Here is a 12,985-nt window from a genome sequence, read left to right as displayed (position 1 = left end):
TATTTATTGGGTTCGCGTTCAAAAAATCCCCCGTTTTTAAACTACCTGACTTTACAAAAAATCATTCCAAATTAGAAGTATCCTCCTCTTGCGGGCCCAGGGCGCCTTTAACGGAGCCTTTTTGACAAAGCCCATAACCAAACACTCAAAAGCTTATTTATATTTTCGGCATTATGAAGCTTTTACAGACCCCTCCCGACTTAAACAAGATCGCGCGCCCGAACTGGATTGAAATCAATCTTGACGCCCTATGCAACAACATCAAATTCATTAGAAGCCAAATTCCCTCGACCACCAAGATCCTGCTCCCGGTAAAGGCGGACTCCTACGGTCACGGAAGCCTCGCTTGCTCCTTTGCCGCCCGCGCAGGCGGTGCCGACTACCTGGGCGTCGCCCACATCAGCGAGGGCATGCTGCTGCGGCAGTACGGCATGGACCTGCCCATCCTGGTGCTCGGCCCCTGCACCCCCGCCGACTTCGCCTACTTCGTGGAGTTCCAGCTCACGGCAGCCATTACCGACCTTCGCACCGCCGTGGCGTTCGACCAGTTCCTCGGCGAAACGGGAACCACCTGCAAGGCGCACTTAAAAATTGACTCCGGCATGAACCGTTACGGCTTCGACGCCGAGGACTTCAACAACATCCGCGCGGCATTGAGTTTAAAGAACCTGCATTTCGAGGGCATGTTCACGCACCTCGCCACTGCCGACATGCCCGGGAACCCCAAGACTGAGATCCAGATACAGCGCTTTAGCCGCCTGGTCGACGTACTCAAGGCAGAAGGCCTCCGTCCACCCATATGCCACTGCAGCAGCTCAGCAGGGACGCTCACGCACCCCGAGAGCCACTTCGACATGGTGCGTCCGGGCCTTGCTCTTTACGGCTACAACTGCATGGGCGCAGCGCCCTCCCCGTGGCCCATCAAGCCCGTCATGAAGATCAAGTCCACCATCCGCCACATCCACGATGTAAAGCCCGGCGAGACCGTGAGCTACGGCGGTTACTGGATGGCGCAGCAGACCACGCGCATCGCGACCATCGCCATCGGTTACGGCGACGGTTACCTGCGCGGCGAATACAACAAGGGTTTCGTGATGATCCGTAACCAGATTTGCCCGATTCTCGGGCGCGTCTGCATGGACGCGACGATGGTCGACGTGAGCCATATTCCCGACGTGCAAGTCGGCGAGACAGTCGACGTCGTGAACGGCGAGCTTGACTTCCGCATTTCAATGGAATCGGTCGCCGACGACCACCATACCATCCCGTACGAACTCACAAGCCGCGTAGCTCGCCGCCTGTACCGCAAGTATTTCTGGAAGAATCGTCTGGTGCGATGGGATTACCTCAAGCAGGAATTCGGCGTGCAGGACTACCGCGAATACCCCTTAAGGTAAAAGACCGCACGCTCTGTACGTGAGGTTTCAAGACCTGCGTTTTTTCGCGTGCTCTCGCCTTCGTCACTGATTAATATCAGTGACTTCGGCTCACACAGACCGCACGCTCTGTTCGTGAGGTTTCAAGACCTGCGTTTTTTCGCGTGCTCTCGCCTTCGTCACTGATTAATATCAGTGACTTCGGCTCACACAGACCGCACGCTCTGTACGTGAGGTTTCAAGACCTCCGCTTATTCGCGTGCTCTCGCCTTCGTCACTGATTAATATCAGTGACTTCGGCTCACACAGACCGCACGCTCTGTACGTGAGGTTTCAAGACCTCCGCTTATTCGCGATACAAGTCGTGATCTAAAATGTACTGGAAAACCGTCGGTTCCAGGCCTTCGGGGCATTGCGTGCGGTTGTAGGGCAGCACCTTGCGGATTTCGGTACTGGAATACTTCCCCACAAAACCCTGTTCCTTGCCCAGCCAATGCAGCGGCGCATAGCCGTTCGCCTTATGTTGTTCCAAATCGGGCTTGGGGTAGCCCTTGCGCGCAAACACAATCAGTTCAATGTCGCGCAACAACAAATGTCCGTTATAGTTTGTTCCAAAAAAAGTCATGGGGTCGCGCCAATGCGGGATCCCCTCATACGAATCAGCGCCGGTCAAAAGCAAAAAATGGATGTCGGGGAATTTTTCCTTGAGCCCCATGAGGAACACGTAAGAGCCGCGATACTCGCCCTGTTCGATTTCCAAATCCGAGAGCACCATGCGCTTGTCTCCCGAAAACGCAAGCTCGAGCATGGCAAAGCGGTCCTCGGGGCTTGCATTCAAAGTCTTGTCCCAGCGGTCGGGGCTGGGCATAAACCACACTTCTTCGCACAGTCCGCAGTCCAGGCTCATCTTGGCGGCGGCCACGTGATCTTTATGCACCGGGTCAAAAGCGCCGCCCATAATCGCCACTTTCTTCATCGCAGGGGCCCCGACTAAAAGATCATAGCGGCAAAGCCCAGGTTAAGCTGGATGCGGCTTCCCGAAACATCCTTGTCGAGGAACGGATCGTAATGCTCCAGCACCCAGCGGTACGAGACATCGGCAAAGAGCATGGTCTTTGCAAAAATGTTGATGATGGAACCAAAGCCCACACCCCATTCGTTCCACGAGACGTCGCCCATATCGCTCAGGTCACGGGCACGGGAGTAGTTGCCCACCACGTAAAAGAGCCCAAGCAAGTGTAGCCCCACTTCCACGTCAAAATCGGAGTGTTCCACCTTGTAATCTTCCCCTTTCTCGGCGTCTTCTTCAAAGTCAAAAAAGCCGTAGCCCACGCGCAAAAATCCAAGCCCAGGATACCACAGGCCAACCATCGGTTCAATTTGGCGCAGGCCAAGCCCGCGTTCCGTGCCGACGCCCGTACCCGAGCCAAAGCCCAGCGCACCGCCCAAAAAGAACGGCGTCAAAAAGCTCATGGAGCCCGCAGCCGGATCCGCCGGGGCGGCCGCAGCAGAAGTAGCGTCCGCCGGGGCCTGCGCAAAGGAACTCCCCAGGCAAAAAGCCAGGGCAACCATCAGGACCTTTAAAATACTTAAGCGTTTCATATCACAAAACCAAAATGAGGGCGACGCCCAAACCCAAAAAGGCATTGAGCAGCGCATCTACCTTAGATAGCATATAGAATTTTTTGGGGATGTCGCCCACCCGCAAAACGCAAACTAGCAGCGAATCGGAGCAATAAAGCGTAAAAAACAGCTTTACCGCCACCACGGCGGTTATCCAGAACGCAAGCCCCGAGAGGTAAGTGAGCCCTATGAACACAATCGAAAGCCCCATCGAGAGCAGCAAATTCGAACGGCGGAGGTCCCCCTCGTTGGATTCGTTTTCGACGGCGAGCTTTTTAAACTCGTCCGTCTTTTCGCAGAGAGCCTCGTAACTCGTCACAAATTCAGACACATTGTAACCCATCAAGATGATGGATGCAATCAAGGTAATTTTAAGTGCAACATCCATGATTAACTTCTCGAATTCAAAATACGCAGGTAACTCGCGTAACGGGCGCGTGAAATCTTGCCCGACTCCACCGCCTCGCGCACGGCGCAACCGGGTTCCCTGAGGTGCAGGCAGTTGCTGTACTTACAGGTGAACAGGTCGCCCTCAAAAAAACCGGGGAAAATCTTGGCGAGAGTCTCCCCTTCCATGTCCATGAGGCCAATGCTCCTAATCCCGGGGGTGTCTATCACAATTCCGCCCTCGGGAAAATCTACCACCGGCAAATCGAACAGGCTCGAGGAGGTAGTCGTGTGGCGGCCCTTGCCGTCACGTTCACGCACAGCACCCGTCTCGAGTTCCGCCTCGGGCACCAGCGCGTTGATGAGCGTCGACTTGCCGACGCCGCTCTGGCCGCTGAACACCGAGGCCTTGCCGTTCAGTTCCCTGCGCAGTTCCTCGAGGCCAACTCCGCTCTTGACGCTCACCGGGATGACCTTGTCGGCGATGCTCATAAAGTCCCTGATGTCACTGGAAAGGTCGGTTTCCCCTCCCGGGAGGAGGTCCATCTTGGTGAGCACCAAAACAAAGGGAAGATCATTCAGGTTCGCCGCCAGCAAAAAGCGGTCCATAAAACCGTAATTGAACTCGGGCTGCGTCACGCTCGCCACAATGACCACCTGGTCAATGTTCGCCGCGAGGGTCTGCTGCTTATAAAAGCTGTCGCGGGGGCCGGGGCGTCTGAGGAGGGACTTGCGAGGGAGTACCCGCACCACGCAGTACTTTTGCGAGCCCACGCCGTCGCCCGAGTCGTCGTCACTGTTCACGAGGCCCAAAAGCACTCGGTCGCCCACCGCCGGGAACTCGCCCAACGTTTTAGAGGTCGTCGCGCGGTACATCGCCGTCACCACTTCCTCAGTGCAATCGCCTTGCTCAGACGTCGCCGAGAGCCTCACCTCGCAGGTACGGCGGTGAACCTCGAGCACCAGGCCCTCAACGCAGTTCTCTTCGCCAATGTTCTCGATAGGGTTCTTGACGCGCTTGATTTTCGCCTTGCGGCACTCACGGCTAAAACGCACCTTGGTCGGACGCTCGTCCACAACGCCCGATTCCAGCTCCCGCATCACATCGATGCGGCGAGTGCGGTGGTCACGGCGAGTCGGGCGCACGCTCCTAAGCGGAGCTTCGCCTTGCAATTCGTCGTCCAGCGAGTCGTCTAAACCGTCATTACGCATTCAACTGCAATTTAGAAACTTTCACAAAACAAAAAGGGAAGCGCCATCGCGGCCTTCCCTTTTAAGACTCTGCCAAACACGGGCTCAGTTTACTTGAGCTTGATAGCTTGCGCCTTGCCCGCATAACGCAGCACGTAAACGCCCGCGTTGAGGGACTCGGCGGCAATGTGCTCGCCGTAACCCACGCGCAAAATGTTGCCCTGCATGTCGGCCAGCACATACTTTACCGGGGCCGAGAAACGCACGCCAGCTTCGCGCGAGAATCCAAGCAAGTGCGGCTTGCCCGCAACACCCGCAATCCCGTCCAGGCCCGTAGTCCCGGAGCTCGACTCGGCGCTGGAGGGCTCCGTGCTGGAGCTGGAAGCCGGATCGCCGCACGGTTCCTGGGTACAAACCACCCGCGACTGGAAAACAAGGTTTCCGAGAATGGTTTCGCCCGGAACTCCGGACACAGTCAGGTACAAGTCCTTGGTACCTTTGAAGCTCATGTCGCCCGTACACTTCGCCATGGACCAGCCGTTATCTGCGGGAGAGGCGTTGGACAAGTCGCACGTCATGAACGCTGTCCCGTCCTTGGAGCCTTCGCGAAGCTGGATTTTGCCCGACGAGGCGCTTTTCACCTGGAGGAACACCTCGGACACGTCCTTGAGAGAATCCAGCACCGCGTTCTCGAAAATCGCATAGCCGCCTTCCTTGATGGCGAACTCGTCCTTGTCGGTAAGGCGCACCTTGATGCCGTTGTCAAAGCCGTTCGTAGGGATCGTGTCGCGGATGATGCGCAAGAAGTCGATGCGGTCAAGTTCCGCAAAATTCTGGTCGGGTTCCACCTCGATAAAATTGCCGCCGCGCTTGAGCGTCACGGGGATATACACAACCGATTTCTCGGGGAACGTGCCCCAGGCGCCCGTCACCGGGAGCTTCACCGTCTGCGTTTTCCCGTTGACCGTCACCTTGTGCGTCGCCTCAGCGTCGCCGCCGTTCGCATAGCGGTAGCGCAGCAGGTAGTCGCCCGCCTGCATGATGTTCATGGGGAGGCGGATCTTGGAGCCCTTTGTATTAATGTAACCCACGTACTCGCCATTGGAGGCGTCCTTCGTGTAATTGAACGTGATGTCGCCCGAAACAGCACGGGTCATAATGCCGTGTTCCGCTTCGGCGCTTAGGTAGCGGCCAAGGAAAGGCTGACCCATTTCGGGCCAGTTGTCGTCGGTGAACACCAGGTCACGAATGTGGATATGGTTGAACTTGTCGCCGTTCAAGTCGTAATAGTGGTGCACAAAGCGGATGCGGTTCAGGTCCTTAAACGCCTCTCCGCCACCCGGGCCCACATAACGGCTGTAGCGCTGCATCAAAATAGTGCCGCCACCGCTGTTGAGTTCCTTGCCACCGCGGTCCTTGTAGGTGCCGTTCACCTTGTCGGCACGGCCCATGGCGGTCTTGTAGGTGGTCTGCTCAATTTCGTCACCTTGTTTGCAACACACATCCCATGCGGTAAAGAGGAAGTACTGCCCGCCGTGCTCAATAAGGCTCGGGCCTTCGATTCCCGAACCACCGCGGGTCGCAATCTGGTAGTTGGTCTTGTCGTCAGACGCCTGCTTGCCGGTCTTGGGGTCCAGCTTGATCAGGCGAATGCCGCCCGCGTTCCAGGAACCGTACGTCATCCAGTACTGACCATCGGGCGTCACCACCACGTCGGCGTCAATGGCGTTGTAGTTGTTGCTGTTTGTAGTACGGGTGACTTCGCCCTGGTCGGTCCAGCCCTGTGCCGGATTGGAGAAGTCCAGGTTCGCATTCGTCGTGACGCCAATGGCGGACGTGCGCTTGCCGAATACGGAACCGCAATAGAACACACCGTACTGATTGTTGAAATGGAACAGGTCCGGAGCCCAGATACCGTCGGTCTTGCCACCCACAGCATCCTTGAGCCACTGGGGGCTGTCGTTAAAAATCCGGCCCTTGGCAGTCCACTTGACCATGTCGGGAGAAGTCCACATCGACAAATTGTTGTTCGTGGACATGAGAATGTAGCCGTTCTCGTCCCTGTACACCGTGGGGTCGTGCCCCGGCTGGAGGTTGTCCTTAGCGAACCAGTCGGCAGCAGGTGCTTGCGTACCGAGGGCGGACACGGCGACCGCGCCCCAAATCAAAGTCTTTTTTGAAAAATTCATACCCATAAATCCAATCCCTTTTTTTGAACCAACAATGGTTTATATAAACATAGGTTTTTGCGCAGCCAAAGTCAACGCCTATTTTACATTTTTTACAAAAAATTGTCTACATTTTAGGCATAATTCAATGTTTTTTAACATTTTTAATCATTTTCTTTCAAAAAAAAGTCCACATTTCAACAAAAAAAGCGTAGACTCGGTCCTATTCGCGTTCCGCCCCCGTTTCCAGTTCCTTCTCACTAACCGGACGGTTCTGGCGAATGGACTCCATCAAAAAGTGGATCGCCTTGAGGCGGCCGTTGCATTTTTCGATGCAGTTGTCGTAGAACCCCTTGGTCTTCCAGTCGCCCTCGGGAATGTGTTCTGAGGCGTACAAAAAATGCTCCACGCAAATCGAGAGCTGCTCCGCCTCCTTGCGCAGGTCTTCCAGGTTGCTTTTTGTGAAAAACGCCATATCCCAAATATAATAATGTTTGCCGCCCGTTTTTTTCTACATTCAAGGCATGGACATCGCAACGCTCTTCAAAATGATCCGCCCCGTGAACATAGTCATCGCCATGGCGACGCTCCTCATCGGCTACTTTTTGCTGGGGGAACTGCCCGGCAGCGAAACCGAGGCCCTGGGTTCAGCGCGCCTTGCGGCGGAGCTCCTCCTGTTCGCGTTCGCCATCGCCTTCGCGAACATCCAGAACGACATCCTCGACCTCGAAAGTGACCGGGCAAACCGTCCCGAACGTCCGCTCGTTTGCGGCAAAGCGACAGTCAAGGCGGCCAAGGTATGCAGCGCCATGTCCGCCATCCTCACCATCGGCTGCGGTGTCGCCGACGGTTTTTGGGCGTACAGCGCCATCCCAACCATTTTTGCGGTGGGACTCGCCCTGTTCCTGATTGCATACAACATAAAACTCAAGCACATTCCGCTGTTAAAGAACATGACCGTCGCCTTTTTGTGCGCGACACCACTCCTTTTGTGCCTCGTGTCGCCTGTAGGGCCAATCGAGAGCGACGGCGCCTCGCTGGAGCCCCTCACCAAATTCGCGTTCCTCTTCCCCGCCATGCTATTCGCGTTCCTGCTCACCACAGCACGCGAAATTTACAAGGACCTGGAAGACGAAACGGGCGACCTCAAGGCGGGCATCATGACCTTCCCACTCATCGCGGGCGCCACCACGGCACGCCGCTTTGCCGGCGCATTCTTGCTGTTCACCTGGATTAGCCTGCCCATGCCCGTGCTGCAAGGAACATACCCCGTGCTCTTTGTGATTTTGACGGGGGCGACAATGTCCCCCTGCTTTGCCTACATACTGGTGCAGGCGCACCGCCGCAACTACCGCAAGGCGCAAAGCGTGACCAAGCTCTCGATGTTCGTGGGGCTCGTCGCCCTCGTCGTCTCGACCGCGGTTTAATCAAAACAGAAAGGGCCTCCGGAATCCCGGAAGCCCTTGCTTTTAGTTTTCGGCGTGACGCCGCTCGACCTGCTCGCGATCCATGGTTTCCCGCAGGTACTCCCTAAAATCGCGGTCGATCTTGACGCCCTCGAACTCTTCGTAGTCGTCCATCAGGACGCCGAAGGCAGTCTGGTTGTCTATCCAGGCGCGGATGTCGAACTCGTTAAACGTGTACGCCTTGTCCCCGGCGGGGCGCGCCACATACTCGAGTTTCGACTTGTCCACCCATCCCTGGCCGCAGCTCCCCTTCACGAGGACTTCGGTCCCGGCGTCCCTGATGATGGACATCTCGTCGTTGAAGTCGGCAGTGCAGATTACCTGACCGCCTCCCCTCTCCGTCGTAAGATCGACTCCACCAGCCTTGGACTTGACCTTGTTCGCTGCGAATGCGGCAGCCACCGCCAAGGCGAGAACGGCAACCGCCATCGTTTTTACCTGGTTCATAACGCACCTCCTATTTGTCGTGTTTAACCCCTACGAACAAAATACGAAGTAGCGGTTCGCCAAAACCAGGGCTTTGGCGAAAGTCGCAATTTCAATTTGGAGTATTGTAAGCTAGAGCCGAGGGCAGCACCAGTTAGGCGTTGTCAAAGGTCCACTTGATGTGTCCGTCAAGGAACTCGTGGGCGTCAAAGACCAGGCCAAAATGGTCCTTAATCTTTTGCACGTCAAAGAGCATGGGCTCGTCGCCCCAGCCCAGGTCGGTTTCCACGATTTTAGACTTGGAGCCCGGGCAGAGCGCGATCATCTTCTCGGCGATTTCCTTCCAGCTGACCCAAACCGAGCCGAGACCCAGGTAGATTTCCTCGTTCTTGTCGCTCTCGAGCAGCTTGAGGTAGAGTTGCGCCTGCTGGCTCGCATGGATGAACTGCGTGCCGTCGTTCTTGACGATGTTGATGTTTTGTCCATCCTTGACGGCGCGCGCCATCTCAAAGAAGCGGCGATCCGGCTGGCTGCAGCCGTCGGGGAACGCGGGGTTACCAAAGGTGTAGCCCGGACGGATGATGTTGCGTGTCATGGTGACTTCGGGGAAGTTTTTGCCGTAGCCGTGGCGGAAGCCGAGAACAAAGGCCTCGCCAGCCGCCTTGGTCGCGCCGTACAGGTCCAAGGGCAAGTTACTGGTGACCTCGCGCATCACAGGGCGCATGCGGCCCATCGCCGCCGTGCTGCTGGTCTGAATGAACTTTTTGCAACCCGCCTTGGCCGCCATCTCGAGGAGCGTCACAGTCGCGCGGGTATCGTTCATAAGCATGGACGTCGGGGTCTCGCCCCAGCCAAGCGCAATGTGGATGCAAGCGTCGCAGCCCACGAGGCCGTCGGCCATCTTGTCAAAGTCAGTGAGGGACGCTTCGACAAAGCTCACCTTGGGCTGGGCCCTGAGCGAGGGGACCTTGTTGGGATGGCGGGTGGCGACAACCACCTCGTGCCCCTTTTCGAGCAAAGCCTTGACCACATAATGGCCAATAAACCCAGTACCCCCAGTGACGAATACGCGCATAAGCACCTCTTTGTTATGCTTGTAATATAACAAAAAAAGATTTCCAGATTGCCGATACATTTCGCCGAAATCGCACCGAATTTCACCGAAATCAATCACTCTTCCCACCAAAATCAGCCAATTTAGGCAAGAAATGCTAGATTATGAGCCGTAAGGTTTTTCAAGAGGTTTATATGTCTCGTTTACGCGTATTGGTCTTGATGGGTGGCCCGTCCACCGAGCACGATGTTTCTGTTGTCAGCGGTACCGGCGTGGTGCGCGCCATGAATCCGGAACGCTACAACATCCACCCCGTTTTGATTGACAAGGACGGCACCTGGCACTGGTCCGCCCGCGAACTTTCCCCGTACCAGAAGGACAACTTCTCGGTGAACTACTTCCGTAGCCTCGAAGGCACGGCCGCCTGCACCAAGAAGTCCCCTGCCCTCTCCGAACTCCCGGCTGCCGACATCGCGTTCTTGGCGCTGCACGGCAAGTGGGGCGAAGACGGCCACATCCAGGCCCTGCTCGAGAACTGGGGCATCCCGTACACGGGTTGCGGGCTTCTCGCTTCCGCACTCGCGATGGACAAGATCAAGTCCAAGGAAATCTACCGCGCGAACGGCATCCCGACCCCGCCGTACCGCGTCATCTGGAAGCACGACTTTACGGGCGATACGCTCGTGAGCGTCGCCGACGAACTCGGGTTCCCGCTCGTGATCAAGGACCCGCTGGGCGGCTCCAGCATTGGCATCGGCATCGCGAAGGACATGGACGAAGCCGGCAAGATTACGCAGGAATTGTTCAAGGATTCTAACCGCCTGCTGTGCGAAAAGTTTATTGCCGGCGGCGAAGCGAGCTGCGGCTACATCGAAGGCGAAAAGCCGCTCCCGCCCACCGAGATGCGCATGACGACCCGTGAATACTTCGACTTCGAGGCGAAGTACAACGGGGAATGCCAGGAAGTGACGCCCGCGGAATTCGCGCCGGAACTGACAGCCCGCATCCAGGAACTCGTGAAGAACGCGCATTACGCCCTCGGCGGCGCAGGCTACAGCCGTACCGACGTGCGCATCACGAAGGATGGCGAACTCTTCGCTATCGAGACGAACACGCTCCCGGGCATGACTCCGACATCGCTTTTGCCGCAGCAGGCGGCCTGCGTGGGCATCACCTACAGCCAGCTCATCGACCTGATTATCGACAAGAGCATCGCGATCAAGCGATAATGTGTAGTGTGTCGTGTGGAATGTGCAATGAAGCTTGACCTCTATGTAGACACCTCCCGGAAGGGCATCTCGATGGCACTAGCCGCCGCAGGCAAGGACTGTGCCGCCCCCCTGTACGAGGAGATCGTGAACCCCGAGGCGAAAGGCGAAACGCTGGGAGGCTCGCTCGACGAGCTCTTGAACCGCGTGGGCGCAAAGCTCGACGACGTGAAGCGCGTGATGGTGACTGTCGGCCCGGGCTCGTTCAGCGGGCTCCGCACAGGAGTCGCCTTTTGCCAGGGCATTTGCTTTAGCGGCAAGCGTCAACTGTTTGGCGTCACGACTTTGCAGGCTCTGGAATGTTTTGCCCTCGCCCCCAAGAACACGGGTTGTACCAAAGAAAACGTCGCCGTGGTGATCCGCGCGCGAAACGGCTACTGGTATTTGCGGCTGAACGACATCGAAAGTTTTATAGAGACCGCGCAGGTGGTAGCGCAACTGAGGGCGAACCCGGTACAGGCGATTGTCGCCGACACAGCCGCCATGGCAGACGAAGCACTCCAAGTCCTGTTCAAAGAGATTGGTGCAAGCGTCACGCCCGACACGGGCAAGCCGCTCAGCGACTGGGCTCCGCTATTTGGCACGGTAAAGCCGAGCCTGATCCAGGAAGCGAACTACATCCAGCCCTCATACTTTGAAAAACTGAACGTCTAATTGGTTTGCCGGGGGTGCAAAAGCAATGCCAATCCGCAAAATGACAGAGTCAGACTTGCCACAGGTGCTCGCTTTGCAGCGGGAGCTCGCATTCCAGGATTGGAACGAAAAACAGTTCTCAGCGGAACTGCGTGCCGGCTATGCGCTATGCGTCGTGTATACCGCAGAACCTAAGGATTGTGCTGCGCCGGATTGTATTGCGCCGGAGGCGGACAAAATTTTGGGGTACGCGGTTTTCCACATGATGGGCGCGGATTCCGAGCTGCTGAGCATCGCCGCCTCACCCAGCGTGCAGCGACAAGGCATTGGCACGGCACTCTTGAACGCAGGGCTTGCCCAGCTGGATTTTGCCGCCGGCGACAAGATGTTCCTCGAAGTACGTGAAGGGAACGCCAAAGCCCGACGGTTCTACGAAAAGCACCATTTTACCGCATTCAGCGAGCGCAAGAACTATTACGCCGACGGCGAAAACGCTATATTGTACCAAAGATAAGAGGGATTTACTTTGTCTAAAATACTAATGAAAGACAGGAGCTCGCACAAGAGCCACAAAAGACTGTTCGGCGTCTTGGCAGTTGTGTTCGTCGTGCTCGTCGCACTCTTTTACATCACCATTACCAAAAGCGGGCGCTGGTTGGTCCAGGACGACGAATTCACGCACGTCAAGTGGGCGGTGATTCTTGACGGCCAGACTCCCGACCTGGAACGCAACGACTTTGCCGCCGGGCTCCTCGCCGAAGGCAAGGTGGACTCGGTGATGATTTTGGGCAGGCGCGCCTTCCGCGACAAGAGCAACGCCGATTTTTACGCCGAAGACTTTTTGACGCTCGGCAACTTTGACAAGGGGACCATCTTTTTAGCCCGCCACGACGACCCCTCCACCGTCGCCGAAGCCTACACCATCATCCCTTGGATCAAGTTGCACCACATGGACACGGTCCTCTTGGTGACCGCCGCCGCAGCCACGCACCGCGCCGTCAACATCTTTACGCACCTCACCGGCACAAGCACCACCTATTTGGCAGCCGACATCCATCACTACATGTACAACGCCGATGACTGGTTCTTTGACAGAGAATCGCGCAAGAGTTGGCTCCACGAATGGGCGGCTCTTTTAAACTCCTACTTTGACCTGTGGGGGCGTGACACGCTTGACGTGGCCGATTCCACCTACTACTCAAGGATCCGCTCCATTGCCGAAGAGGAACTGGACGACCCTGTAATCGACTTGCAGCAGCTGTCTAAAAAAGCGGCCGCCGGCGACACCGTGAAAGCGGCGGACAGCACCAAGGTCGACAGCGTGAAGGAAGACAGCGCGAAGACAGACATAAAACCCGCCAAAGACACCGCCACCGTCAAAAATTAGTGGAGA

The 12,985-nt window shown here is 56.6% G+C and carries 14 protein-coding genes; 6 read left to right on the top strand and 8 right to left on the bottom strand.

Annotated elements, in window-relative coordinates; all coding sequences use genetic code 11:
• The first annotated feature begins 173 nt into the window (after positions 1–173).
• A complete protein-coding gene (gene alr / locus BUB55_RS03640; RefSeq protein WP_073188311.1) occupies positions 174–1,397 on the top strand; it encodes an alanine racemase in 1,224 nt (407 codons plus the stop codon).
• Between the two features lie 325 nt (positions 1,398–1,722).
• Here alr and BUB55_RS03635 read toward each other — a convergent pair whose 3' ends face one another.
• From BUB55_RS03635 to BUB55_RS03610, 6 genes are all read right to left on the bottom strand, one after another.
• Positions 1,723–2,352 (bottom strand): nicotinate-nicotinamide nucleotide adenylyltransferase, encoded by a 630-nt coding sequence (locus tag BUB55_RS03635; protein WP_073188309.1) that lies wholly within the window; start codon positions 2,350–2,352, stop codon positions 1,723–1,725.
• A 14-nt stretch (positions 2,353–2,366) separates the two neighbouring features.
• The gene (locus BUB55_RS03630) at positions 2,367–2,978 is read right to left on the bottom strand and encodes a hypothetical protein (RefSeq protein ID WP_143152885.1); all 612 of its coding nucleotides are present in this window, start codon (positions 2,976–2,978) and stop codon (positions 2,367–2,369) included.
• Between the two features lies 1 nt (position 2,979).
• Positions 2,980–3,387, bottom strand: coding sequence for a hypothetical protein (locus tag BUB55_RS03625; protein WP_083596853.1), 408 nt, complete (start codon positions 3,385–3,387; stop codon positions 2,980–2,982).
• A 2-nt stretch (positions 3,388–3,389) separates the two neighbouring features.
• Entirely contained in the window at positions 3,390–4,598 is a 1,209-nt protein-coding gene (gene rsgA / locus BUB55_RS03620) for a ribosome small subunit-dependent GTPase A (RefSeq protein ID WP_073188305.1), read from the bottom strand.
• An 89-nt stretch (positions 4,599–4,687) separates the two neighbouring features.
• Positions 4,688–6,766, bottom strand: a complete 2,079-nt coding sequence (locus BUB55_RS03615; protein ID WP_234971787.1) for a family 43 glycosylhydrolase — start codon at positions 6,764–6,766, stop codon at positions 4,688–4,690.
• A 202-nt stretch (positions 6,767–6,968) separates the two neighbouring features.
• A complete protein-coding gene (locus BUB55_RS03610; protein WP_073188302.1) occupies positions 6,969–7,220 on the bottom strand; it encodes a hypothetical protein in 252 nt (83 codons plus the stop codon).
• Between the two features lie 49 nt (positions 7,221–7,269).
• Between BUB55_RS03610 and BUB55_RS03605 the strand changes: the two genes are divergently transcribed.
• Positions 7,270–8,172: a geranylgeranylglycerol-phosphate geranylgeranyltransferase gene (locus BUB55_RS03605; protein WP_073188441.1), complete on the top strand. Its 903-nt coding sequence runs from the start codon at positions 7,270–7,272 to the stop codon at positions 8,170–8,172.
• Positions 8,173–8,214: 42 nt separating this feature from the next.
• On the opposite strand, the gene BUB55_RS03600 is transcribed toward BUB55_RS03605, so the two are convergent.
• Both BUB55_RS03600 and BUB55_RS03595 read right to left on the bottom strand, forming a co-directional pair.
• The gene (locus BUB55_RS03600; RefSeq protein WP_073188300.1) at positions 8,215–8,658 is read right to left on the bottom strand and encodes a hypothetical protein; all 444 of its coding nucleotides are present in this window, start codon (positions 8,656–8,658) and stop codon (positions 8,215–8,217) included.
• 133 nt (positions 8,659–8,791) lie between these two features.
• Positions 8,792–9,712, bottom strand: coding sequence for an NAD-dependent epimerase/dehydratase family protein (locus BUB55_RS03595; RefSeq protein WP_073188440.1), 921 nt, complete (start codon positions 9,710–9,712; stop codon positions 8,792–8,794).
• A gap of 173 nt (positions 9,713–9,885) precedes the next feature.
• On the opposite strand from BUB55_RS03595, the gene BUB55_RS03590 reads away from it, so the two are divergent.
• From BUB55_RS03590 to BUB55_RS03575, 4 genes are read left to right on the top strand one after another with little or no spacing between them, the layout of a single operon-like run.
• Positions 9,886–10,920 (top strand): D-alanine--D-alanine ligase family protein, encoded by a 1,035-nt coding sequence (locus BUB55_RS03590; RefSeq protein ID WP_073188439.1) that lies wholly within the window; start codon positions 9,886–9,888, stop codon positions 10,918–10,920.
• Positions 10,921–10,947: 27 nt separating this feature from the next.
• The gene (gene tsaB / locus BUB55_RS03585) at positions 10,948–11,613 is read left to right on the top strand and encodes a tRNA (adenosine(37)-N6)-threonylcarbamoyltransferase complex dimerization subunit type 1 TsaB (protein WP_073188299.1); all 666 of its coding nucleotides are present in this window, start codon (positions 10,948–10,950) and stop codon (positions 11,611–11,613) included.
• Between the two features lie 40 nt (positions 11,614–11,653).
• On the top strand, positions 11,654–12,106 hold the full coding sequence (locus tag BUB55_RS03580) for a GNAT family N-acetyltransferase (RefSeq protein ID WP_234971786.1): 453 nt from the start codon (positions 11,654–11,656) through the stop codon (positions 12,104–12,106).
• 27 nt (positions 12,107–12,133) lie between these two features.
• On the top strand, positions 12,134–12,979 hold the full coding sequence (locus BUB55_RS03575; RefSeq protein WP_073188295.1) for an ElyC/SanA/YdcF family protein: 846 nt from the start codon (positions 12,134–12,136) through the stop codon (positions 12,977–12,979).
• Positions 12,980–12,985 lie beyond the last annotated feature (6 nt).

Origin of the sequence: Fibrobacter sp. UWP2 (assembly GCF_900141705.1) — a bacterium.
Lineage (GTDB): Bacteria > Fibrobacterota > Fibrobacteria > Fibrobacterales > Fibrobacteraceae > Fibrobacter.
This window is presented reverse-complemented; position numbering and strand designations above follow the sequence as displayed.

What these genes read in the sequence shown, in the direction of transcription:
- BUB55_RS03600 (WP_073188300.1), bottom strand. Translation starts at nt 8,658, where the DNA reads ATGAACCAGGTAAAAACGATGGCGGTTGCCGTTCTCGCCTTGGCGGTG.
- tsaB (WP_073188299.1), top strand. Translation starts at nt 10,948, where the DNA reads ATGAAGCTTGACCTCTATGTAGACACCTCCCGGAAGGGCATCTCGATG.
- BUB55_RS03630 (WP_143152885.1), bottom strand. Translation starts at nt 2,978, where the DNA reads ATGAAACGCTTAAGTATTTTAAAGGTCCTGATGGTTGCCCTGGCTTTT.
- rsgA (WP_073188305.1), bottom strand. Translation starts at nt 4,598, where the DNA reads ATGCGTAATGACGGTTTAGACGACTCGCTGGACGACGAATTGCAAGGC.
- BUB55_RS03580 (WP_234971786.1), top strand. Translation starts at nt 11,654, where the DNA reads ATGACAGAGTCAGACTTGCCACAGGTGCTCGCTTTGCAGCGGGAGCTC.
- BUB55_RS03615 (WP_234971787.1), bottom strand. Translation starts at nt 6,766, where the DNA reads ATGAATTTTTCAAAAAAGACTTTGATTTGGGGCGCGGTCGCCGTGTCC.
- alr (WP_073188311.1), top strand. Translation starts at nt 174, where the DNA reads ATGAAGCTTTTACAGACCCCTCCCGACTTAAACAAGATCGCGCGCCCG.
- BUB55_RS03575 (WP_073188295.1), top strand. Translation starts at nt 12,134, where the DNA reads ATGAAAGACAGGAGCTCGCACAAGAGCCACAAAAGACTGTTCGGCGTC.
- BUB55_RS03635 (WP_073188309.1), bottom strand. Translation starts at nt 2,352, where the DNA reads ATGAAGAAAGTGGCGATTATGGGCGGCGCTTTTGACCCGGTGCATAAA.
- BUB55_RS03625 (WP_083596853.1), bottom strand. Translation starts at nt 3,387, where the DNA reads ATGGATGTTGCACTTAAAATTACCTTGATTGCATCCATCATCTTGATG.
- BUB55_RS03595 (WP_073188440.1), bottom strand. Translation starts at nt 9,712, where the DNA reads ATGCGCGTATTCGTCACTGGGGGTACTGGGTTTATTGGCCATTATGTG.
- BUB55_RS03610 (WP_073188302.1), bottom strand. Translation starts at nt 7,220, where the DNA reads ATGGCGTTTTTCACAAAAAGCAACCTGGAAGACCTGCGCAAGGAGGCG.
- BUB55_RS03605 (WP_073188441.1), top strand. Translation starts at nt 7,270, where the DNA reads ATGGACATCGCAACGCTCTTCAAAATGATCCGCCCCGTGAACATAGTC.
- BUB55_RS03590 (WP_073188439.1), top strand. Translation starts at nt 9,886, where the DNA reads ATGTCTCGTTTACGCGTATTGGTCTTGATGGGTGGCCCGTCCACCGAG.